General features: G+C 56.3%; 21 protein-coding genes. 12 read left to right on the top strand and 9 right to left on the bottom strand.

Features of this window, described 5'->3' with window-relative positions:
• Window positions 1-76: 76 nt before the first annotated feature.
• Window positions 77-2,062, top strand: coding sequence for a response regulator (locus tag IPN28_05310; GenBank protein ID QQS58240.1), 1,986 nt, complete (start codon window positions 77-79; stop codon window positions 2,060-2,062).
• Between the two features lie 27 nt (window positions 2,063-2,089).
• Here the strand turns inward: IPN28_05310 and IPN28_05305 are convergent, their stop codons facing one another.
• Window positions 2,090-2,458, bottom strand: a complete 369-nt coding sequence (locus tag IPN28_05305) for a response regulator (GenBank protein QQS58239.1) — start codon at window positions 2,456-2,458, stop codon at window positions 2,090-2,092.
• A 147-nt stretch (window positions 2,459-2,605) separates the two neighbouring features.
• Entirely contained in the window at window positions 2,606-3,175 is a 570-nt protein-coding gene (locus tag IPN28_05300) for a hypothetical protein (protein QQS58238.1), read from the bottom strand.
• A 67-nt stretch (window positions 3,176-3,242) separates the two neighbouring features.
• Here IPN28_05300 and IPN28_05295 point away from each other — a divergent pair, with 67 nt between their 5' ends.
• The 8 genes from IPN28_05295 (at window position 3,243) to rpmG (ending at window position 12,260) form a co-directional block, all read left to right on the top strand.
• Complete coding sequence (locus tag IPN28_05295; GenBank protein QQS58237.1) at window positions 3,243-4,151, top strand: aspartate carbamoyltransferase catalytic subunit; 909 nt, start codon at window positions 3,243-3,245, stop codon at window positions 4,149-4,151.
• A 114-nt stretch (window positions 4,152-4,265) separates the two neighbouring features.
• Window positions 4,266-4,559, top strand: coding sequence for a GIY-YIG nuclease family protein (locus tag IPN28_05290; GenBank protein ID QQS58236.1), 294 nt, complete (start codon window positions 4,266-4,268; stop codon window positions 4,557-4,559).
• Window positions 4,560-4,899: 340 nt separating this feature from the next.
• Entirely contained in the window at window positions 4,900-5,655 is a 756-nt protein-coding gene (gene plsY / locus IPN28_05285; protein QQS58235.1) for a glycerol-3-phosphate 1-O-acyltransferase PlsY, read from the top strand.
• Entirely contained in the window at window positions 5,652-5,882 is a 231-nt protein-coding gene (locus IPN28_05280) for a hypothetical protein (GenBank protein ID QQS58234.1), read from the top strand. Before plsY ends, IPN28_05280 begins: the two co-directional genes overlap by 4 nt.
• Complete coding sequence (dprA, locus tag IPN28_05275) at window positions 5,879-7,030, top strand: DNA-protecting protein DprA (protein QQS58233.1); 1,152 nt, start codon at window positions 5,879-5,881, stop codon at window positions 7,028-7,030. The genes IPN28_05280 and dprA overlap by 4 nt, the downstream gene beginning before the upstream one ends.
• A 23-nt stretch (window positions 7,031-7,053) precedes the next feature.
• Window positions 7,054-9,630, top strand: coding sequence for a type I DNA topoisomerase (topA, locus tag IPN28_05270; protein QQS58232.1), 2,577 nt, complete (start codon window positions 7,054-7,056; stop codon window positions 9,628-9,630).
• Window positions 9,631-9,684: 54 nt separating this feature from the next.
• A complete protein-coding gene (gene rnr, locus IPN28_05265) occupies window positions 9,685-11,982 on the top strand; it encodes a ribonuclease R (GenBank protein QQS58231.1) in 2,298 nt (765 codons plus the stop codon).
• Between the two features lie 74 nt (window positions 11,983-12,056).
• On the top strand, window positions 12,057-12,260 hold the full coding sequence (gene rpmG / locus IPN28_05260; protein ID QQS58230.1) for a 50S ribosomal protein L33: 204 nt from the start codon (window positions 12,057-12,059) through the stop codon (window positions 12,258-12,260).
• Between the two features lie 72 nt (window positions 12,261-12,332).
• On the opposite strand, the gene IPN28_05255 is transcribed toward rpmG, so the two are convergent.
• The 3 genes from IPN28_05255 to IPN28_05245 form a co-directional block, all read right to left on the bottom strand.
• Window positions 12,333-13,793, bottom strand: a complete 1,461-nt coding sequence (locus tag IPN28_05255; protein ID QQS58229.1) for a PleD family two-component system response regulator — start codon at window positions 13,791-13,793, stop codon at window positions 12,333-12,335.
• A gap of 1 nt (window position 13,794) precedes the next feature.
• A complete protein-coding gene (locus IPN28_05250; protein ID QQS58228.1) occupies window positions 13,795-14,214 on the bottom strand; it encodes a response regulator in 420 nt (139 codons plus the stop codon).
• A gap of 90 nt (window positions 14,215-14,304) precedes the next feature.
• Window positions 14,305-15,234 (bottom strand): cell envelope integrity EipB family protein, encoded by a 930-nt coding sequence (locus IPN28_05245; GenBank protein QQS58227.1) that lies wholly within the window; start codon window positions 15,232-15,234, stop codon window positions 14,305-14,307.
• 313 nt (window positions 15,235-15,547) lie between these two features.
• Here IPN28_05245 and IPN28_05240 point away from each other — a divergent pair, with 313 nt between their 5' ends.
• From IPN28_05240 to IPN28_05230, 3 genes are all read left to right on the top strand, one after another.
• On the top strand, window positions 15,548-16,285 hold the full coding sequence (locus tag IPN28_05240; protein ID QQS58226.1) for a GGDEF domain-containing protein: 738 nt from the start codon (window positions 15,548-15,550) through the stop codon (window positions 16,283-16,285).
• Between the two features lie 233 nt (window positions 16,286-16,518).
• Complete coding sequence (locus IPN28_05235; protein ID QQS58225.1) at window positions 16,519-17,367, top strand: hypothetical protein; 849 nt, start codon at window positions 16,519-16,521, stop codon at window positions 17,365-17,367.
• 4 nt (window positions 17,368-17,371) lie between these two features.
• Window positions 17,372-18,292, top strand: coding sequence for a hypothetical protein (locus tag IPN28_05230; protein ID QQS58224.1), 921 nt, complete (start codon window positions 17,372-17,374; stop codon window positions 18,290-18,292).
• A gap of 6 nt (window positions 18,293-18,298) precedes the next feature.
• Here IPN28_05230 and IPN28_05225 read toward each other — a convergent pair whose 3' ends face one another.
• The 4 genes from IPN28_05225 to aspS form a co-directional block, all read right to left on the bottom strand.
• Window positions 18,299-18,958, bottom strand: coding sequence for a hypothetical protein (locus tag IPN28_05225; GenBank protein ID QQS58223.1), 660 nt, complete (start codon window positions 18,956-18,958; stop codon window positions 18,299-18,301).
• 50 nt (window positions 18,959-19,008) lie between these two features.
• Window positions 19,009-19,875, bottom strand: coding sequence for an alpha/beta hydrolase (locus tag IPN28_05220; GenBank protein ID QQS58222.1), 867 nt, complete (start codon window positions 19,873-19,875; stop codon window positions 19,009-19,011).
• A gap of 379 nt (window positions 19,876-20,254) precedes the next feature.
• Window positions 20,255-20,533 (bottom strand): hypothetical protein, encoded by a 279-nt coding sequence (locus IPN28_05215; GenBank protein ID QQS58221.1) that lies wholly within the window; start codon window positions 20,531-20,533, stop codon window positions 20,255-20,257.
• A 731-nt stretch (window positions 20,534-21,264) separates the two neighbouring features.
• Entirely contained in the window at window positions 21,265-23,076 is a 1,812-nt protein-coding gene (aspS, locus tag IPN28_05210; protein ID QQS58220.1) for an aspartate--tRNA ligase, read from the bottom strand.
• Between the last annotated feature and the right edge of the window lie 40 nt (window positions 23,077-23,116).

Below are 23,116 nucleotides of genomic sequence, written 5' to 3'. Positions count from 1 at the left end.
CATGGACCTTGATTTACTATAGGATTGCTTGAGTATTTTCAATCTTTTCATCACTTTCCCGCCCTGAATTCTTTCCATGTCCGACCGCAAAGATTTCTTCCCCGACCAGAGTTTCGAAGACCTGAAGCGCGCCGCGCAGGAGGCCCGCGACCTGGCCGAGATGAAATCCGATTTTCTGGCGATGGTCAGCCATGAAATCCGCACCCCGTTGCAAACGGTTTACGGGATGCTGGAGCTGATCTGCGGGGAGCCGGATCAGGAGCGGGTGAAAACGATGGCGGATACGGCCAAGGGTTCGGCCAGCCATCTGCTCGAAATCCTCGATGACGTTCTGGATATCCTGAAGATGGACGCACACCGGATGGAGCTTGACCGTTTCGAGGTTCCGGTGCGTTTGCTGGTGCGCGGAATTCTGGAGGCGCTGAATATTCATAACAAAAACCCCAAAGTCCGGCTTCTGGACGAGATTCCCGACGATATTCCGGCCGTCATTATCGGCGATCCAAGGCGTCTGCGTCAAATCATCATGAATTTGTGCGCCAATGCCCTCAAATTCACGCAGCAGGGGACGATCAAGGTCCGCGTCACGCGCCAGACCCATGTCCTGAGCGCATCGGCAGGCGGAATCGCCCTGCGGTTCGAAGTGTCCGATACCGGGCCGGGGATCAGCAGCGCCGTTCAATCGCGCCTGTTCCAGCCCTTCGTACAGGGGGAGCAGCCCACAACGCGAAAAAAGGGCGGGACAGGGCTTGGTCTTTCGATCTGCAAGAAGCTGGTCGAGCTTATGGGCGGGCGGATCGGCGTCGTCAGCGAGGAAGGCGCGGGATCGACCTTCTGGTTCGAAATTCCGACGCAGGAAGTCGGCGTTGCGCTCAACCCCCAAAGCCTGCCCGATCTGGACGGGGTGAGCGTTCTTTCGGTGGACAGCCATCCGCAGGGCTCCAAGGAAATCGCCACGTCCCTGCGCTCGATGGGGGCGAAAGTCGAAAGCTGCCCAACCTATGAGGAAGGGCTGTCTCTGGCGAAAAAAATCATGTTCGATGTGGCCATCGTCGATCAGAGCCTGCCCGACGGGATCGGCCTCAATCTTTTGCAGGAGCTCTACGCGGCGCGGCCGGGTCTGGGGCTGTTGATGTATACGGTGCGCGACGATCCCGGACTGGCTCAGTCGCTGAAAACTCTTGGCGCCACCTACCTGACGAAACCCGCCAGCCGCATCGGTCTGGGCAAGGCTGTGGCCGAGGCCGCGCAGGTCCGAAAGCGCATAGCGCCCGTGCTTTCCGAGTCCGTGCGGGTTCTGATCGCAGAGGACACCGAGAGTGTGCGCGATATCCTGCGCCGGCAGTGCGAGAAGCTCGGCGTTGCGGTGACGTTCGCGGGCAGCGGGCAGGAGGCGCTGGATTTACTCTCGGGTCAGGATTTTTCCCTTCTGATCACCGACCTGCATATGCCGGATATGGACGGGTATGCGCTGGTAAAATCCATCCGCGGGCGCGAGACCAGCACCGGAGCACGGCTTCCGGTCGTGGTCCTGACTGCGGATATCCAGATGACGGGGCGCGAAGCCTATCTGGCGCACGGGTTCGACGAATCGCTGGTCAAGCCCGTGACGCTGGGGCAGTTGCGGCGGCTTCTGATCCGCTGGGGTGCGCTGGGCGATAATGCGGAGGGAGAAAACGGCACGGGCAGCCGGCCCATACAGGCTACCCAGTACCACAGTTCAAAGGCCGCTCCGGCCCTCGATCATTCCTGCGTGAGCGCGCAGATGGGCGCGTTCGATGCCGGGGCGGTCGAGATGCTGCGGTCGTTTATCAAGCTGACCGATCCGCTGGTCACGAAACTGGCGACGGAGGAAAGCAAAAAGGATTTCATCGCGCTGGCCGAAACCGCCCACAGCCTGAAGGGCGCGGCGCGGTCGGCCTGCTGTTCGCAACTCGGGACGCTGGCGGCGCAGATCGAAATGGCGGCGCTGGATGAGCGGCCCTGCGCGAATCTGGTGGTTGCCGCTGTGAAGGAATTCACACGGGCGCGGAGCGAGATCGACGGTTTATCGGCCCCCTAGATATCTTTATATGTAAGGTGAAAACTTTTATTCGAGCGCCCGCTCAACTGCCGCGAGCAGCTCGTCGCGGGGGACGGGTTTGGAGAGGATCGCGCTGGCGTTCCACAGAGCGGGTTCGCGCTGGAGTCCCGCGGTATCGTAGCCCGTCACCACAATCACGGGGATTTTCTTGTTGAAGCCGTGCAGGCGCTGGATGAATTCCAGACCGTCCATCGGCTGCATCCGCATATCGATCACGGCGGCGCTGGTGTCGGCACTGAGAGCCGAGAGCGCCTCCCAGCCGTCTTTCGATTCGGCGGTGGCGAACCCGCCGTCATTGAGGAATTTCACCATCTGCATCCGCACGAAGTCGTTATCCTCGACGACCAGAATCTTTCCCTTGGGTTCGTTACTCATGGAGGGCACACACAATCCTTGGCAATAAAATTATTCACTTAAATCACCGGGCGGGCCGGGTTATATTTTCATAACCTTAATTGTAGACGGTAATTTTGAATAAAGTTCTAAGATTGGGCGGGATTTGAGGTAAATTGGCGCTTTCGCCTACTTCTGGCGAGCGATCAGCATAGTCTTGCTGCCTATGAATGACAGGACCGCCTCCTCCCGTTTAAGGCAGATATCCTGCTCTTCCAGTTTTATTACATGGTCTTGAAAATGTACTTGTCTGTTATTTTCCATGAAATATGGAGAGATATTACTGATTCCGCCGGACCATGAAATGCGGGATGTAATTTTAAGCGTGACATGAAAAACGATTTCTGACCCCTGGATAGCGGCGAAGCCATAAACGTATCTTTCGCTGATGGGGTCAGGGAGAAAGAGCCAAAAGGGCGGCTTGGCCTTGCCGTAGTATTTTTGTATCCGTTCTTCCTCCGAAAACCAAGGATTAAAGGCATAAGGAGGGATCATGCATACCGTATCCCACGGGCCTTCCGGCAGCAGCTTTTCGAGCTTGATGACCTTATGACCGTTTCGCAATTCCTGCTCCAGTCCGGCCAAAAACTCCTTCTGTCCGAAGGGCGTAAAAAAGCTCATCGGCGAGTAAAAATAGAGAGACAGACCGATCAGCGCCCCAATAACAACAGATACGGCATTTCTTAGAAATGTTTTCATGGTCCAAAGGACTTTAATATCTTTCCGCTGGAAAGTTTACAGCGAATATGCTTTTCCTTATAGCATCATGAAACATCTTCTGGGCATTGCCGAACTGAGCGCGGAGGAGATCCGCAACATCCTTGACCGGGCGGATTATTATTCCGACGCGCTGGTGAACGGGAAGTGGGACCGCACGAAGCTTGAGAACAAGATCGTCCTGACCATGTTCTTCGAGACCTCGACGCGCACCGTGACCTCCTTCGACATGGCGGCCAAGCGGCTGGGGGCGGATGTGGTCAACTGGAACGCCGAATACAGTTCGCTTAAAAAAGATGAGACGTTCACCGATACGATCGACACGCTGGGGGCGATGGAGCCGGATGCCATCGTCATCCGCCACTATGAATACGGCGCGCCGGGTTTTGTGGCCAGCCGCGTGAAGTGTCCGGTCATCAACGCGGGCGACAGCTGGCGGGAGCATCCGACGCAGGCCTTGCTTGACGCCCTGACCATGGAGCAGGAAAAAGGAAAGCTGGAGGGGCTGGAGGTGGCGATCTGCGGCGATGTGGCGCACAGCCGCGTGGCCAATTCCAATATTCTCCTCCTGAGCAAAATGGGCGCGAAGGTGCGGATCGTCGCGCCGGAGATGCTGATGCCCGACACGCTGCCCGTCGAGGGGATTCCGAAGTTCACCCGCCTTGAAGAAGGCATCGAGGGGGCGGATATCGTCATGATGCTGCGGATTCAAAAGGAGCGGATGGAGCGGAGCCTGATCCCCGACGATACGGCGTTCTTCCGGCAATACGGCCTGACCGCCGAGCGGCTCAAGCACGCCAAGAAGGATGCGCTGGTCATGCATCCCGGCCCGATGAACCGGGGGCTGGAGATCGCCGACAACGTGGCGGACGATCCTGAGCGCAGCTTGCTGAAGAAACAGGTGGCGAACGGAATTCCCACGCGGATGGCGGTGCTGGATTTACTGCTTTCTGAGTGATTTTTGTCATTCCGGCGCTTACGTTTTCCGTGGACCCCGGCCTGCGCCGGGGTGACGGGTTAAATATATCATTGTCATTCCGGCGAAGGCCGGAATCCACTGTGGCCCTAAGTGATGGATAAGATTTTTTATGTTTACATCATGGCCAGCGCCTTCAACGGAACGCTGTATACAGGCATGACGAGCGACCTTCCGGGGCGCGTGCATCAACATAAAAATGGAACCTTTGAAGGCTTCACAAAAAAATATAAGGTGGATCGTCTGGTTTGGTACGAGGTTCATGACACTGCGGAAGCCGCGATTGTGCGCGAGAAGCAACTTAAGGAATGGAAGCGGGACTGGAAGAAAAACCTGATCGAGCGCGAGAATCCGCACTGGGAGGATTTGTATGAGAGTATCTGCCGGTAAAGGCTATGGCGCTCAACGTCATTCCGGCGCTTGCCGGAATCTATCTTTTTACCGCAGAGGCGCAGAGGACGCAGAGTTTTTGAAACACAACGCGCACAACGACATCTCGCCTCTATGTCATTCCGGCGAAGGCCGGAATCTAATGTGGTTTTTTCTCGCTGTAGAGGTTTTCGCACTTCTGCGCCCACAGGCTCCGTGGACCCCGGCCTGCGCCGGGGTGACGGGGCTTGGCGGTGCTGGATCTTTTGCTTTCAGATTGATGTATAGTATTTATCGCCTTACAATTTTTGTGTGATCTCCGCCTCCTTCGAGGCCAGCGGGTGTTTTCTGAGAGGATCAGATGGCTAATAATTTTGCTATTGCTAATAATTTTAGTTCGGGAAGTTTTGACACCGTGCCTTTAAGTATTTTCGATGTTCCCGGTTTCTCGTCGGCAGTGATTCTTTTTATAGGTTTTATTTTTTTGGCTTACCTTATCGGCTCGATCCCCTTCGGGCTGATCCTGACTAAAACTTACATGAAAAAGGATATCCGTACGGTCGGGTCCGGCAATATCGGTGCGACCAATGTTTTGCGGATGGGCAGCAAGAAACTTGCCCTGCTTACTCTGTTTTTCGATGGTTTCAAGGGCGCTGTATTGATCCTGTTTATGCTTATCTATTCGGTAGATATGTCGCGTTCGAGTGATCCCCTATTTTTAGACCTTTACGGTAGTTTGATGTTGTCTTTTGGATTTGTCACAATCCTCGGCCATTGTTTCCCCATCTGGCTGAAGTTCAAGGGTGGAAAGGGCGTGGCGACAACACTAGGCGTTTTTCTGGCCGCCGTGCCGTATGCGGGGCTGGCGGCGTGCGCGGCTTGGCTCATCACAGCTTTCCTTTTCAAATATTCCTCGCTGGGCGCTTTAGTCGCGGTTGCGGTTGCGCCTGTAGTGACCTTGTTTGCATACGGTCCTTATTCCGCTTTTATATGCTTTCTCATCGCTCTCCTCGTCTGGGGAAGGCATAAGGAGAACATCAAACGCCTGCTCAACGGCACGGAGCCGAAGATCGGTTCGGGGCGGAATAAAACTGCCGATGAAGGTCCGGCGGCATGATGCTGTTTGCGATCGCCCTGATCAGCCTGCCGCTGGCCGGATTTTTGATTTTTACCTGTTACCGCGGATTAAAAACCGGAAAATTGCGCCACACGGATTCCGACAGCATCGTTGAATATTCCCAGAACCCTGTTCTGTTTATTTTTATCTTTTGCGTGTTCTGCTTTTTTATTGTTGTGCTTCTGGCTGGTTTTTTTCAGGCGCTTGTGACATTTTTATCGGCATGAAACGCAATACGCTTCTGAAAACCGAAACGCCCACCGATTCCGAAAAGATCGACTGGCTGCGTTTGAGCCGCACGGAGCATATCGGCCCGGTGACGTTCTACCAACTCATGGCGCGGTTCGGCAGCGCCGCGCAGGCTCTCGATGCCCTGCCCGAACTCTCCAAGCGCGGCGGGCGGGCGCGGCCTTTGATCGCGGCTTCGCGGGCGGAGGCGGAACGGGAATATGCCGCCCTGCAGAAAATCGGCGGCGATGTGATTACGGTTTCCTGCGAGGCTTATCCGCTGGCGCTGTCTGCGCTCGACGATGCCCCACCGGTCTTGAGTATCCTCGGCAACCCCGCCCTGCTCAACCGTTCGTGCATCGGGGTCGTCGGGGCGCGGAACGCTTCGCTTAATGGCCGCAAATTTGCGGAAAAAATTTCCCGCGAGTTGGGGCAGCGCGGGCAGGTCATCGCGTCCGGCCTCGCGCGCGGGATCGACACGGCGGCGCATCAGGGATCGCTGGAGACCGGAACGATTGCCGTTGTGGCGGGCGGGATTGACGTTGTTTATCCCGAGGAAAATCAAAAGCTTTACGAGCAGATCGCGCAGCGCGGCGCCCTTCTGGCCGAAAGCAAATTCGGGCAGAAGCCCTTCGCGCAGAGTTTTCCGCGCCGCAACCGCATCGTTTCGGGGTTGTCCAAGGGCGTTGTCATCGTCGAGGCCACCATGAAATCCGGCTCCCTGATTACGGCGCGGCTGGCCGGGGAACAGGGGCGCGATGTTTATGCCGTCCCCGGCTCACCGCTTGATCCACGAGCGGCGGGGCCGAACCACCTGATCCGCGAGGGGGCGACGCTGGTGCGCGGGGCGGACGACGTGATGGAGGCGCTTTTGAACTTTTCCGGCAACGCCCTGCGCGAGCCGCTGTTTGCGTCCACAGGCTATGATGTTGCGCCGCTTTCGGGCGAAAATCCGGCAGATTCCGAGCGTGAGGCGGTGCTCTCGTGCCTTTCACACGCCCCGATAAATATTGACGAATTGATCCGGGCGTGTCATTTGACAGTGTCGGCGGTGCAGACGATCCTGCTCGAACTAGAGCTTGCGGGGCGCGTTCGCAGACTGCCGGGACACCGCGTCAGCCTGATCTCGGGAGACGCGGAGGGTTGAAGTTAATATATTGAGGGAAGAGATTGAGCGCCCCTAATCTTGTCATTGTCGAGTCGCCCGCCAAGGCCAAAACGATTCATAAATACCTTGGCCCCGATTTCGAGGTGATCGCCTCCTACGGTCATGTCCGCGACCTCGTGAACAAGGACGGGTCCGTCCTGCCTGACGAAAATTTCAAGATGAAATGGCAGCTCGGCGAACGCGCCGAGAAAAACGTGCGCGAGATCAAACGCGCCGTGAAGTCCGCCAAAAACCTCTATCTTGCGCCTGACCCGGACCGCGAAGGGGAGGCGATTGCTTGGCATATCCAGGAAATACTGGCTGACGAAAAGCTGCTGGAGGGGAAAAACGTCAAGCGCGTGACGTTCAATGAAATCACCAAAAGCGCGGTGCAGGAAGCGTTCAGCCATCCAAGGGAACTGGATGTCCGTCTGATCGACGCCTATCTGGCGCGGCGGGCGCTAGATTATCTCGTCGGGTTCAACCTGTCGCCTGTCCTGTGGCGCAAGCTGCCCGGTTCGCGGTCGGCGGGGCGGGTTCAATCGGTTGCGCTGCGTCTCATTTGTGAGCGGGAAGCGGAGATCGAGAAGTTTATTACCGAGGAATACTGGAGCATCGAGGCGCGGCTACGGACGCCTGAGGGTGCGCCGTTCACTGCCCGCCTCACCCATCTGGCCGGCAACAAGCTGGACAAGATGGATATCGGAAACGCGGGACAGGCGAATCTCGCCGTCGAGCGCATCCGCTCCAAAAATCTCTCCGTGCAGAAGATCGAGAAAAAGCAGGCGCGGCGCTTCCCTGCCCCGCCGTTCATCACATCAAGCCTGCAAATGGAAGCTTCCCGCAAGCTGGGGATGTCCGCCTCGCAGACCATGCGGACCGCGCAGAATCTTTATGAGGACGGCTACATCACCTATATGCGTACGGACGGGACAACTTTGTCCGACGAGGCCGTGCAGCAATGCCGCAGCGTCATTAAAAAAGAATATGGCGATAAGTTTCTGCCCGACGCGCCGCGCCTTTACAAATCCAAGGCGAAGAACGCACAGGAAGCGCACGAGGCGATCCGGCCCACCAATCTCTCCGTGCTGCCGGGGCGTTCGGGCGGTCCGATGCAGGAAGACCAGCGGAAACTTTACGAACTCATCTGGAAACGCACGATTGCCTCGCAGATGGAAAACGCCGTGCTTGAGCAGGTCAAGGTCGATTTGTCCGATGGGACGGACGATGTGATCCTGCGCGCCAACGGATCGGTGATCCTGTTCCCCGGATTCCTCACGCTTTATCAGGAAGACACGGACGACGACAAAAACGAGAGCGAAGACAACCGCATCCTGCCGCCTATGCAGGAACGGGACGCGACGAAGCTTGTGGATGTCACCCCTAACCAGCATTTTACGCAACCACCGCCGCGCTATTCCGAAGCTTCTCTCGTTAAACGTCTGGAGGAACTCGGCATCGGGCGGCCCTCCACTTATGCCTCTATCTTGCAGGTTTTGCGGGACCGGAATTACGTGAAGCTGGAGAAGCGGCGCTTTATCCCCGAGGATCGCGGGCGGCTGGTCACGACGTTTCTGGCGAAATTTTTCGCGCAGTATGTCGATTACGGGTTCACCGCCAATCTTGAGGAAGAGCTGGACGCGATTGCGTCGGGCCATGTGGCGTGGAAAGAGGCGCTCAAGCTGTTCTGGCGGGATTTCAAAACCGCTTTGGACGGCACGAAGGATCTCACCATCACCAACGTCATCGACCATCTTGATGAGGAACTCGGGCCGCATTTCTTCCCGCCGGAGAAGGACGCGAACGGGAAACCCGTCGATCCGAAAAAATGCAAGGCCTGCGCGGACAACGCCGCGTTGCCGGACGGAAAGCTGGGCTTAAGGCTTGGGAAATTCGGGGCGTTTATCGGCTGTTCGAATTATCCCGAGTGCAAATTCACCCGCCCGCTGATCGTTCCCGACGGCGAGAACGGAGATGGCGCGGCACTGGCGAACGAACCGAAAATTCTCGGCACCGAACCGGGCACGGGGCGCACCGTCAGCTTGCGGCGCGGACCTTACGGGCCTTATGTGCAGATTGACCCTGCTCCCGAACTGGCGGAGGATATCGCCGCCGAGAAGGCCGAACTCAAGGCCTATGAAGAGGCGAAGGCCAAGGCTAAGGAAGAAGGAAAAAAGGCGCCGAAAAAACCCAAGAAGCGCGTAAAGCCCAAACCCAAACGCCAGGGACTGCCGAAAGGATTGGCGCTGGACGAGGTCACGCTTGAGGGTGCTTTGAAATTGCTGGCGCTGCCCCGCGATGTCGGAACGCATCCTGAAACGGGTCTGATGATTCAGGCGGGGATCGGGCGGTTCGGGCCGTTCCTCAAACATGCCGACAAGTTTACCTCCCTGCCGAAAGACGACGACGTCCTGTTCGTGGGGATGAACCGCGCCGTCGAAGTGCTGGCGCTGGCCGCCGAGAAAGCCGCGAAACGCGAAGCCGAAGGAAAGAAGCCTTTCACGCGTAGAAAGGCTGCGGACAAGAAACAGACCGGAAAGAAAAAGTCCGGCGGAAAAAAGAAAGCGTCCGCAAAAAAATCCGGCGTGGCTGAAGAATGAGAAGCCGCGCACTATTATATTTATCATATTTGTCTCTTCAGAAATTGAATCCTCATGAGTCTTGAACTCTCCAAAATCCTTGAATTTATCCGTTCATCCAAAATCCCCGTTACCAAACGCGAGGTCGCCCGGGCGTTCGGGATCAAGGGCGGGGAAAACCGCGTCGCCCTCAAACAGATTCTCAAAAAACTTGAGAAAGACGGGCTGATTACCAAGCAACCGGGCGGCAGCTTCACGGCGCCGCAGGGGCTTCCTGCCGTCGGCGTCATCGAGATCACAAAAATCGAGATCGACGGCGATGTGCTTGCGCGGCCCGTTGACTGGAATGCCGAATTGCAGGGCGAGATGCCGCGTATCGAGGTCGCTCCCGACAACAAGCATTTCCCGAAGGTTTCGGAGGGGATGCGGATGCTGGCGCGGTTCGAGCGTTCCGAGGACGGCCAAGGCTATGATGCCCATATCATCCGCGTGATCGATTCGACGATGGGGCGCGTTCTCGGCGTCCTGCGTCTGACCAAGGGCGGGGCCATCGTGCTGCCGACGGAAAAGCGGGCGAAGTTTGATTACGAGGTGGCGCTGACCGACCGGAACGGCGCGGAGGACGGCGATCTTGTGATTGCCGAGATTCTTCCGGCCAAGGGCGCCAAGCGACAAAAGGTGCGCGTGATCAGCGTGCTCGGGCGGCAGGGCGACCCGCGGGCGATCAGCCTGATCAGTTTGCATGAAGCGGGATTGCGGGAGGAGTTTCCCGACCGCGTCGTCGCCGAAACGGACAAGATGACCGTCCCCGATCTGAAGGGGCGCGAGGATCTGCGAAACTTTCCGCTGGTGACCATCGACGGGCCGGATGCGCGGGATTTCGATGATGCCGTCTTTGCGGAAAAGCTTGAGGACGGCAGCTATCACCTGATCGTTGCGATTGCGGACGTCGCCCATTATGTGCGGCCCGGAACGGCGCTCGATACCGAGGCACAACGGCGCGGCAATTCCACCTATTTCCCCGACCGGGTCGTGCCGATGCTGCCCGAGGCGCTCTCGAACGACCTTTGTTCCCTGCGCCCGAACGAGCCACGGGCGACGATGGCCGTGCATCTGTGGATCGACAAGCAGGGTGCTCTGCAGAAATACAAATTCGTGCGCGGGCTGATGCGTTCGGTTGCGCGCCTGACCTATGAGCAGGTGCAGACCGCCAAGGACGGATCGCCGGACGATCTGACCGGGCCTCTGGTCGAACCGGTCATCAAGCCGCTTTATGAAGTCTTTAAGATTCTCGACAAGGCGCGGGAGGGGCGCGGGGCGCTGGAGCTTGATCTCCCCGAGCGGCAAATCCTGCTGAATGACAAGGGTGATATGATCGGGGTGAAGCCCCGGGCACGTCTCGACTCGCATAAGCTGATCGAGGAGTTCATGATCCTTGCCAACGTCGCGGCGGCCTCGGCGCTTGAGGGCAAGAAGACGTTCCCTTGCGTCTACCGTGTGCATGACCGCCCCTCCTACGAGAAGCTGGAAAGCGCCCGCGAATTCGTCGAGAGTTTCGGCCTGTCGCTGCCGAAAGGTCAGGTCGTACAGCCGATGCAGCTTAATCAGGTGTTGAAGAACGCGGCGAAACTGCCCTACTCCCATCTGATCTCGCAGGTGATTTTGCGTTCGCAGAGTCAGGCGAATTATTCCACCAACAATATCGGGCATTTCGGGCTGGCGCTGCAGAAATACGCGCATTTCACTTCCCCCATCCGGCGGTATTCGGACCTGCTGGTTCACCGCGCCCTGATCGGCGCGTTCGGGCTTGGCCCCGGCGAGATGATGGAGGAGGAAAAGGCGCGGCTGGATGAAATCTGCCAGCATATCTCCGCGACCGAGCGCACCTCGATGGAAGCCGAGCGTAATGCGATCGACCGATTCACGGGTGCCTATCTTTCGGAGCGGATCGGAGCGGAGTTTGCGGGGAAAATCAGCGGTGTGACGCGATTCGGCCTTTTCGTTGCGCTGGATGAGACCGGGGCAGATGGGCTGGTCCCCGCCCGCAGTCTGCGCGATGATTTCTATATCCATGACGAGCGGGCGCACGCGCTGGTCGGGCGGCGGCATGGCCGAGTATATCGTCTGGGCGCCCCGGTGGTCGTGCGGATCGTCGAGGCCAGCGGAATCACGGGCAGCAGCCTGTTCGAACTTGCCGGACCGCCTGTCGGCGCCGATCTTCCCGGCCTTAAAAAGCCCAATCCGCCCAAAGGCCGCCATGACCGCGAAGGGCAAGACAGGCGCGAGGGCGGGCCCAAGCGCCGGGGCAAGGGCGGACGCAAAGGCGGCGGCCCGAAAGGAAAAGGCCAAAAATGGCGCAAGGAGCGGGATTAAAGCCCTCCATTAAGACTTGACAAGCCGGGCCAAAGACGGCATAAAACGCACTTCGAACACAGGAGTTTATGGCTATGGCAAAGGCCTCATACGTAAAAGTCAGGCTGGAAAGCGAAGCGGGAACGGGTTACCGTTACTACGCAAAACGCAGCGCCCGCGCGGAATACAAGCTGCAGAAGAAGAAGTACGACCCTTGGGCGGTCAATCCCGAGACGGGCAAAAAGGGGATGCACGTCATGTTTGTCGAAAAGAAGATGCCCCCCTCCAAGAAACAGTAACATCTGTTTCCTGTTGTAATGACAAAAGCGCCCTTTGGGCGCTTTATGTTTTCCGGGTCTGCAACTGCCTTCTCAGGCGTGGGAGGCCGCGCCCTCGCCCGCATCGTCGTCGTAATTCGTCCGTGCGCTTTCCTTGTATTTATCGGGGTCGATCTTACCGACTTCCTCAAAGACCGTGCAGTTCCGTCCGCCGCGCTTGGCCTCATAGAGGCACTTATCCGCCCGGTCCAGCACTTCATGAATCTGGTGGCCGCCATGCTCAATCACCGCCGCACCCAGCGACGCCGTCACCTTGAGAAAACCGCCCTCGACATTGCAGGGAAACGGCCTCTCGGCTATTGAGCGGCGCAGGCGCTCGGCGACCAGATAGGCTCTTTCCTTGGAGATATCGGGCAGGAGAACAACAAACTCCTCGCCGCCGAGACGGGCGACAAGGTCAAAGCTCCGCAAGCTGCCGGTCAGACGGTCGCCGAAGGTTTTCAGCACCTCGTCGCCGACATTGTGGCCGTAGGTGTCGTTGACGCTCTTGAAATGGTCGATATCGAGCATGATGACGGCCATGGCCTTGCGGCTGGCTAGGTTCTTCTGGAGAAGCTTTTCGAGATGAACCTCAAAATAGCGGCGGTTATAGAGACCCGTCAGGCTGTCGGTCAGCGCCATGTTCAGGCTGATCTCGTAGGTCGAGCGCAGGCGTTCCTGGAACCGCTTGCGGCGGATCTGGGTGCGGACGCGGGCCAGCAATTCGTTCTTGTCCAGAGGGCGCATGATATAATCGTGCGCGCCGATTTCGAGTCCGTGGGCGACGTAGACCATATCATCGGGTTCGGCGATCATGACGATCGGCACGGACCTCGTGCGCTCGTTGGATTTGAGATGGGAGCAGAGGCGCAGGCCGTCCTCGTTTTCCAAATTCAGGCTGACCATGATGATGTCGAATTCATATTTGGCGATCAGCTCTATTCCCTTGGCGCCGTGATCCACACCCATGACGATATTGTGATCACGCATCAGGGTTTCGGAGATTTTCGTTCTTTCGTATTCCTTGTCCTCGATGACCAGAACGCGTGCGCCCTCCACGGGTTCTGTCATAACGCTCGGGGACTCTGTTACCGCGCCGAACTGCGTGGCCGCGTTCTCGCGCAGGCGCCATTCATCCAAAGCCATTTTAAGGCGCACCAGTGAGCGCACCCGTGCCATCAGGGCCGTATCGTTGATCGGCTTGCTCAGGAAGTCATCGGCGCCGGCTTCGAGGCCACGCACCTTGTCCTGCGCGTCGGTCAGTGCTGTCACCATCACGACCGGAATATGCGCCGTCTCAGGATTGCGCTTGATGATCGAACAGACCTCAAACCCGTCCATGCCGGGCATCATGACATCGAGAAGGACGATATCGGGGTTGTCCGTGGCAATTTTTTTCAAGGCCTCGGCGCCGCTGGTCGCCGTGAGAACCTCGTAATATTCCGTACTCAGCTTCGCTTCGAGAAGCTTGACGTTGGGGAGGATATCGTCAACAACCAGAACCCGTGCCGACATTTTAAACCGCCCCTTTTTCTTGGATATGATTCATTGCAAGACTGCCTGTTTCGGTTTTTTCGAGATAACGACGGACGATTTCGATGAAGCGAGCGACTGAAATCGGCTTGGAGATATAATCCTCACAGCCGCCCTCGCGGATTTTCTGCTCGTCCCCCTTCATGGCGAACGCCGTGACGGCGATCACGGGTATTGATTTAAGGTCTGGATCTTCCTTGATCATTTTCGTTATGTCCAATCCGGAAACTTCCGGCAGTTGTATATCCATAATTATCAGGTCCGGCCTGTGGGCCTTGGCCAGACCAAAAGCCTGACGTCCGTCCCGTGTCTGAATGGTCTCAATGCCGTGCGCCTCCAGAAGATCATTAAAGAGCTTCATGTTGAGTTCGTTGTCTTCGACAATAAGAACCTTCTGTTTCATCGTTCAGTTTTGATTAAGACTTTAATCAGCCTGCATCCTCTTGCATCGTACGGGTAAGGGCTTTCCAAATCGTTAAAATTACTCAGAAAATCAAGGTTTTTTGATGGGCGGTTCTGTGGTTTTAGCCTCGGGTTGTTTTAAGGGTTGCGGGGTCGGTTTACCTTCTGTACAGGCACTTCCCAGCTTTTCAAGCGCCACAAGCTTCTGAGAGACCGAAAAATCCTCATAATCGATCACGATATCGCTGATGACGCCGTTTTCATGAAACACCACGCTCATTTCATAATCCGCTCCGGCTTCTTCCGAAGTGTCCGGGAAAAAGGCCAGCCTAACCTTCCAGGCTTTCGAACGCATCAATTCGGCGTCAATGCCGGCGGCCACCTGCACGATATCGGAGGGTTCGATGGGCTTTCCGACGAAGCTGGTGACCTGCATCGGGCCTTCCTGATCGCTTCCATCGAAAATGACGGCGCGGTGAAATTTTTCGCCCGCCCTGATTTTCTGCAGCACCATGAGAGTGTGCGACATGGGAAAAAGCGTATTTTGCGGCAGGGGCTGAATCAATCCTTCGGGAATGGTGTATTTGGCTTGCGATTCCGAAGGGCGGGTGATCTCCGCACTGCCTCTGATCTCCTCGAAAATCTGGCCGTCACGCTTGCGCTGGGAAGTAAAATTCATGCTTTTCCCGTCAAAAGGCTCGTAGGTCGAATAATCGCTGGTGATCCGCATGGAGGGCGCATCGGTGTATTCGTAGACCATATTAAAGCGGTGGTTGGAGACCCACGCCTCGCAGGAGGGCTGCCATTCGTAGTACATCTGGCCGCTGAGGTTCTGGAACTGCGAACTGTTGCGGGTGGAGATCATTTTGATCTCATACAAAGACTTATGCGGGATCAGTCCGGCCTGCGTTGCGGGATCGGAGTCCGCCTTTGCCTGATGTGGCAGAGCCGTCAGACAGGCAAAGAAAGCCAGAAGACCGAACCTGGACCGCCGTCTTCCAAAAATTGCGTTTGATTTCATAATGTTAACAAAAACCCTGCGTTTGGCTTGGGGATTCTCCCTTTATTCTAACGCAAAGACCCGTGCGCTTAAAGGAGAAAGCTTTTCTGTTTTCGCTCCGAACATAGGGCAAAGTCTTCCGGTTACGGGGCAATATTATCCATATTATTCTCTGCCGCCTCCTTGCAATCCCTCTGCGGAAATGATTATCGCCCTCTATCTTCTTGTTATTGCTATGTATTCTCTCTTTTTATTTTGGCACGAAGATCGCAAGGCTTTCGTGGAGAGAGAACTTCCCGGAGGTGCCGGGCATATTAGGGAAAGGGTAGCTGTTATGACTGCGGATCTTATTCACACTGCTTATGCCAAGAGGCAAAAATCGGCGAGCGACCGGAAACTGGAGCTGACCCGCTCGGAAGGGTTTCTGGACGGGGCGCTGGATATCTTCGATCTTCTCGGAGGTTCCGGGCAGGAGAGCGTTGACGGTGTTGACATCAAGGAACTGCTGAAGACCGCGTACCGGGCCATCGCCCGTTCGGAGACAACGATCCGCGAACAAAAGCAAAGGATTGAGGCTTTGGAATCCGTGCTGACCACCGATGAACTCACGGGCATTACCAACCGGCGCGGATTTTTTCAGACGCTGGGCCGGGAGATGGATCGCGTGAACCGCGATTTGAACGAAGGCGGGCTTCTGATCATGATCGACCTCGATAATTTCAAGGCGATCAACGACACTTACGGACATCAGGCCGGAGACGCGTGCCTGAAGAAAGTGGCCACCTTTCTGATGGGCGAAATCCGCGCCATGGATACGGCGGCGCGGCTGGGCGGGGATGAGTTTATCCTGCTCTTTCCGCGCACGAACCGCGAGAAAGCCATGAAGCGGGCGCAGCAAATGGCCCTGCGGCTGAACAATCTTACGGCCGAATGGAACGGAAAGACGATCCCGATTACCGCCAGCGTCGGTCTGCGGAATTTCATTTCCGGCGACCGGATCGAGGATATCCTCGAAAGCGCCGACCAGGAAATGTACGAACAAAAACAGGGGAGAAAAGCCCTGGCTCATTAGCCCGAACAAAAATTATTCGGATTAGCGTCTGCCGCGCCTGACATCCCCAAATCCCTGATCCCCTGGCGGCGGATGCCTCCCCCAAAGCCCGGATTGCGCCCCTCCCTCGCAGTCCGGGCTTTATCCTTTATTAACAAGTTGTTATGACTTATCTCCGGCCCGTTCTTTGACAAGGGATGCGGTTTTCTCTATCCTCCGGCGCAGAAGAACAAACTTAATAAAGGTGATTCATCATGGGTGCCGCCCTTGCACTGGAAGACGATGTCATTAGCCCCAGCGATCTGGACGGGGTTACGGATCTTCTTGAGTATCTAGAAAAGCCGCACAGTTTCGGCCTCGACAATATGCCTGTGGAACTCCGCAGCATGATTCTGATGATGCTGGAGTTGCAGGGCTATACCTATGGCTATATGCAGCATCAGGTCCACACGTTCGGGCATACATCCATGTTGGCGGAGGAGCCTAACTCCGCTCTGGCGAAAAAAAGGCGCCAGGAGGAATTCTGGATCGAGTTTAACAAAATGCTGGCCCAGATGGAGAGTTGCTTCGATACCATTCACTACAATGTTCATAAGCGCATCCATTCCGTCAGGGCTGAGATCGTCAGTCAGGTCATGGCGATTGATGCCAGCATCGCGGCGGCGGCGGCGACCCCGGCGATGGCCGAGGCGATGAAGGCCACCCACGCGGAACGCGGGATCCTGAAATGGATGAAGCGACGGCTGGAAAAGCACGAAACAGAGCTGGCCGAGGCCAATACGGCCGCCGAGGTCGTGCAGGTCCATCAGAAGATGGAGCAGGATCTTCATGACGTCAAAACCGGCAATGTCAGCCCTAACCGGGCGGTGAGCCGCCCTTCTCCGCTCACGCGGATTTCCGAATATGTGCGGCGCAAGGCGGAGATGTTTCCCGATGTCGTCCCCGAGGCCACCGTGCGCGGGGAGAGTGAGGACAAGGGTTCATCGAGCGGTGGCAAGGGCAAGGGCGGACGTGGCGGAAAATCCGGCGACAGTTCTTCCGGCTCCGGCGCGGGCGAGAAAGAAGAGATTACCCCCCCGCCTCCGCCGCTGATCGGCGATTAAATCTATGAGCCTGCAGCGCTACTCCGCGCCGCCCCCGATCATAGGGACTGCCGTTGCGGCATGGGTTTTTCTTCTGCGGAACTTTCGACACGCGCTGTGGCTGGGGTGGCCTTTTTTTCTTTGCCTTTTTTCCCTGTTTGTCTGGGATTACTACCTTGGCGATACTCAATTTCTCCCGTGGGCGGAGTACGCTCTTATTGTGCCCGGCTTCTCGTTTGCGGTGATTCTCCTTTTATCTTTTTCTGCAATGTGCGCCGGATGGATGCGTGCTGTCATCAACGGTGTTTCTAAAAATAATTTCTGTCATCCGCTTAAAGAATGGAAAATTGCTTTTTGCATGATCGCGCAAATGATCGGCATTGATTATTTCAGCGGGTTTATCGCTTTGGGTATAGCGGCGATCTGTCTTTTTCTGTTCTACGGGCTTAGTTTAATCCTTCCCGAACAAATTTACGAGTTCATCGTTTTGTCCTTATCGAATATTCCAACCTTTCTCATTTTTTATTATCTAATCAATATCGCGGGGTTTGTTTTTATAATGGGCCACTGTCTGTATCTTCCGGCCAGAGCGACAGGCAGAATTTTATCCAACTCTGAGGCCCGAAAGCTTTTAAAAGGCTTACGAATTTCTTTCTTCTTTTGTCTTAGCATTGCCCTTTTCCCTCTCTTTGCGCTACCTGTGTTTTCTCTAGAATTCATAGAAACAACACAAACGTATTTCTCTCGAGACCATTCTTTTTATCTGACAGCGACCCTAATCTTTTTGTGTTTTATCATGCTTCCCTACATTTTCTGCGGTGTGTTGAGCGGCTATTATCTTTGGGTCCGCAAGCATCGCATGAAAAATACAACTCAAACCAAAGTGCCCGACGATCCGTTCAGCGACGAAGGCTGGGAGGGGCCGATATGGGAGGATTTCCGCTGAAATTTTCTATGCCCTCTGTCCGGCCGCATTCTCCGCGTCGCGCCAGGCGGGAGAGGATTTGAAAATCCGCATCCGCTCCTTCATCACCGAGTCGCAAGGGATGCCCAGGATAAAGAAGACGAAGAACGACAGGAATCCGTTGAGACATAAAGCGCCCAAAAACGGCCAGGCGTATTCGTTCATCAAATAGATGATGCCTACAACCAGATAAACCAGAGCGCCGATGATCGCCCAGCCGATCGCATCGAAGACCTCCGTCATCAAATCCTGCTCCCGGTCGAAGACCTTGCCGGTGCTGTGATTCACGATGCGGAAGTAATAGACATACTTGTCGCCCTGTTTTTGAATGGTGAAGAAGGTGACGATGTTATCCGGACGCGCCTCGAAGTGAACAGACCGGAGGCTCAGGGAGTCTTCCTGCCCGTCGTCGCGCATCAGGAATACGGTGCGGGTGGTGACGCTATTGGCGCTGGTCGTCGTGCTGACGGAGGGCAGAGAGATATGCCCGGACAGCGGGGAGACGTAGCCTGTGCCTCCGCCCGTGGAGGTTGTCGTGCTGACGTTCAAGGAGGTCTGTGCGTCCATATGCAGGACGCGGCCCGTGATGGCCGTGACCGTATAGCCGACCGTTCCGGCAAACCCGTTATAAATTCTTGGACCCGCCATTCTTCCCCCGCCCTGTTTTCCTTCTAAAACTTTACCTGATACGGGGCGGGTCAGACAACCCTTTGCGAGGCGCGCAGCCAATCCGATAGCGGCTCGATCTGTTCGGGCTGCATGAGGTTGGGGACGTGGCCGCAGAAGGGGAAGGTGATTGTTTCCATGGATGGACCCGTGTATTCGCGCTGCATCCGGTCGGCGATGTCCCTGGGCAGGATGACCGACTGGCCACCGCGGATGAGCAGCAGGGGCTGTTTGATCAGCGCCCAGCCTTCCCAGAAGGCGAGGGTTTCGTTGCCCTGATCCTTCAGCGCGGCGCCGATGGCGGAGTCGTAATGCATTTTGACCGTGCCGTCCGCCTGCGTGACGATATTGTGTTCGATCAAATGGTCCCACACGGCAGGGTCGGTGATGCCCCACGCGGCGCAGCGTTTTTTCAGGAAGGCGACGGCCTCGTCTTTCGTTTCGTAGTGTGTGGGCGCTTTGGCGAGGCCGGAGACGAGATCGAGCGCGGGGCCGGGAATTTCCGGGCCGATATCGACGAGGATCAGGCGCTCCATCTTCAGGTCGGCGTGGGTGTGCAGGCTCATGCCGATCATGCCGCCGAGGGAGACGCCGAGCCAGTCGAACGGACGGCCCCGTGTGATCACTTTGGCGAGTTCGAGGCAGAAGGGAAGATACGAGCTGAGGGTATAAAATCCGGGTTCGGAGAAGCGGCTGCTTTTGCCCCGGCCCGGCACATCCATGGCGATGACGCGGAAGCCTTTTGCTGCCATGTGTGTTGCTAGAAAATCGTAATCCCGCCCGTTGGAGAGCAGCCCGTGGACGCAGAACAGCACGCGGCCATTTTCCGGCCCGGTGTCGGTATAGGCGATGTCAAGGCCGAGGATGGGGAGGGATTTCTGGCGGGTTTCGTGAGTCATGCGGGTATCATATACCAACACGGTCATTCCGGCGAAGGCCGGAATCCATTTTCACCGCAGAGGCGCAGAGGCCGCAGAGTTTTTAAACACAACGATCACAACGCGCACGGCGAAATTGTTTTGTCATTCCTGCGTAAGCAGGAACCTATTCAATAAACTACAGAGAACGCAGAGAAAAACAGAGATTTTCGCGCCACTGGTCTCTGTTTACCTCTGTTTGTCTCTGTAGTTTATTACTTCTGGATCCCCGCCTTCGCGGGGATGCCAAGAGGAGGTGCGGCGTGTAGCCTTTGAATCGCGAAGACGCAAAGGCGCGAAGCTTGCCGCGCCCTCCCTTCATACTTTCGTTGTCATTCCGGCGAAGGCCGGAATCCATTTTTTATATGACTTCCTGAAAGCATTTTTCACAAATCGCCGCCAGTTCATGTATCCATTCAGGATATTGGCGAGGCAGTTCAATCTCCCCCTCCTCGGTGATGTTATGCTTTCTACAGAACTCGTCTGATAGAAAAAATTCATCACAAATATCGCCAAGGTAAGAATACTGAAGGATACGAAACTTTGGGATTATGCCCCCGCTTCGTATTGCCTTCTTTAAATCTGGAGATAGTTGTACTCCTGACTGATAAGGTTTGTGCTTTTCGCATTCAATCATCATGCTACAACTCTTTTTTTATCTTTAAGTATTTCCAGAATTTTTCGTATTTGATCCGAGCCATTTGGCTCAGGTATCTCTTCAACGCCGCCCGCACAAAGAATATCGGCAACATTAAGAAGATAAAAACTTCGCTGTCATGCCCGCGTAGGCGGGCAACCGGATACCTTTTTACCACAGAGCCAGACAGAGAAAAACAGAGACCGTTTGCTCATAACGCTTTGCGTCTTCGCGGCTTGGCGATGAAAAGCCATGGGCACAGCGTGTAGCCTTTGAATCGCAAAGACTCAAAGACGCGAAGCTTGCTGGGCCTGTTATTACGCCCTCGCTGTGATTCCGGCGAAGGCCGGAATCCACTGTAAACATATCAGAGGTGGACCCTGGCCTGCGCCGGGGTGACGATTGCGGGCAGAGTCTTTCTATACGCTCACCCCCTCTCCCTTACTCCCTCTCCCCCGGAACAGGGGGAGAGGGAAAGAGGGCGAAGCCCGAAAGGGAGAGGGGTAATGAAATTTGACAAAATGTGCAAATATTCCTAAAATTGCATCGTAACCTACCTTCCTGCACCTCATATTTGTGATTATGTAAAATATATAAGTGCCTGAACCGGACTAACCGGACTTAGTCCGTTTGGCTTGAAAACAGGAACTCTGCACGATTATCCGCGCCCGATCCGCTGTTTTTCGTTCGACAGGGACAAAGGCCGCAGACTTAGTCCCGTGGGATAGATACGCCTACTCCGCCGCGTCGGTGATCTTCAGCTTGTCCTTCGGCAGGTTCAGTTTCAAATGCAGGTCGCGGAGCTGCTGCTCGCTTGCCGTTGAGGGCGCCTGCATCATCTGGTCCTCGTACTGGCCGTTCATGACGAAGGCGTAAACTTCGCGCAGGTTCGGCTCGTCGGCGAGCAGCATCACAAGGCGGTCGATCCCGAAGGCGCAGCCGCCGTGCGGGGGGGCGCCGAAGCGGAAGGCGTTCAGCATTCCGCCGAATTTGGCTTCCAGCACCGCTTTCTCGTAACCCGCGAGGGCGAAGGCCTTTTCCATGATCTCCGGTTTGTGGTTGCGGATCGCGCCGGAGGCGATTTCGAAGCCGTTGCACACGCAATCGTACTGATACGCGTCAATCGTGACGGGGTCTTTGTTATTGAGCGCGTCAAGGCCGCCCTGCGGCATGGAGAACGGGTTGTGGGAGAAGTCTACTTTCTGCGCCTTCTCATCAAACTCGTACATCGGGAAATCAACGATCCAGCAGAATTTGTAAACACCCTTTTCGCGGATGCCCATATCATCGCAGATTTTATCACGCGCCTTGCCGGCGAATTTGGCGGCTTCGGACTCCTTGTTGCAGACGAAGAAGATGGCGTCGCCGTCTTCGAGATTTGCGACTTTTTTCAGGTGTTCCTGCGCGGCGGGCGGGACGAATTTTGCAATCGGGCCTTTGCCTTCCGGTCCATCGAAGAGGATATAGCCTAGTCCGGGGGCGCCTTCGCCCTGCGCCCAGCTGTTGAGCTTGTCGAAGAAGCTGCGCGGTTGCGCTGAAACCTTTGGCGCACGGATAGCGCGGACGACGCCGCCCTTTTCGATCGTGCCCTTGAAGGCCTTGAATTCCACGTCGGGGCGGGCGAACACTTCGGTCACATCGACGATCTCCAGCGGGTTTCTTAGGTCCGGCTTGTCGGAGCCGTATTTCCGCATCGCGGTTTTATAATCGAGGTTGGGCAGCCATTCGATTTTGTGTTTTGTTCCGGTGAAATCCGCGAATTCCTCGAACACACCTTTTATCACGGGTGTCATGGTGGCGAAGACGTCCTCCTGCGTGACGAAGCTCATCTCCACGTCGAGTTGGTAGAACTCGGCGAGGCGGTCGGCGCGGCCATCCTCGTCGCGGAAACAGGGCGCGATCTGGAAATATCTATCGAAGCCGCCGACCATCAGGAGCTGCTTGAATTGCTGCGGTGCCTGCGGCAGGGCGTAAAACTTTCCGGGGTGCAGGCGTGAGGGCACCAGGTAATCGCGGGCACCTTCGGGGGAGCTGGCGGTCAGGATGGGGGTCTGGAATTCCTGAAAGCCCTGCCCGTGCATCCGTTCGCGGATGGAGCGGATCACGCCGTTCCGCAAGGCGATGTTTTTCTGCATTTTTTCGCGGCGGAGGTCGAGATAGCGGTAGCGCAGGCGGATATCCTCCCCCGCGCCATCGTCCTCGGCGACCTGAAAGGGAATGACGTCGGCGGCGGATTGCAGGATGACCTGCGCGATTACGATCTCGATTTCGCCCGTGGGCATTTTGGGGTTGATCGTCTCGGCGGTGCGGGCGGAGACCTTGCCCGTCACGGTGATGACCGATTCGACGCGCCATTGCTCGATTTCCTTCAGCAGAGGCGAGTTTTCCTCCACGACGCACTGGGTGACGCCGCTGCGGTCGCGCAGGTCGATGAACAGCACGCCGCCGTGATTACGGACGCGGGATATCCAGCCGGAGAGCTTAACCTCCTGTCCCACCTGCGTTTTCCGAAGTTCACCGCACATATGCGTCCTGTAGGCGTGCATCGTCTTTTATCCTTTTATTTTCGACAGTTAGACTTGGTTA

The organism is Alphaproteobacteria bacterium (assembly GCA_016699735.1).
Lineage (GTDB): Bacteria > Pseudomonadota > Alphaproteobacteria > Micavibrionales > Micavibrionaceae > JAGNKE01.
Note: the sequence above shows the minus strand (reverse complement) of the source record. Positions and strands in the feature narration are given on the sequence as shown.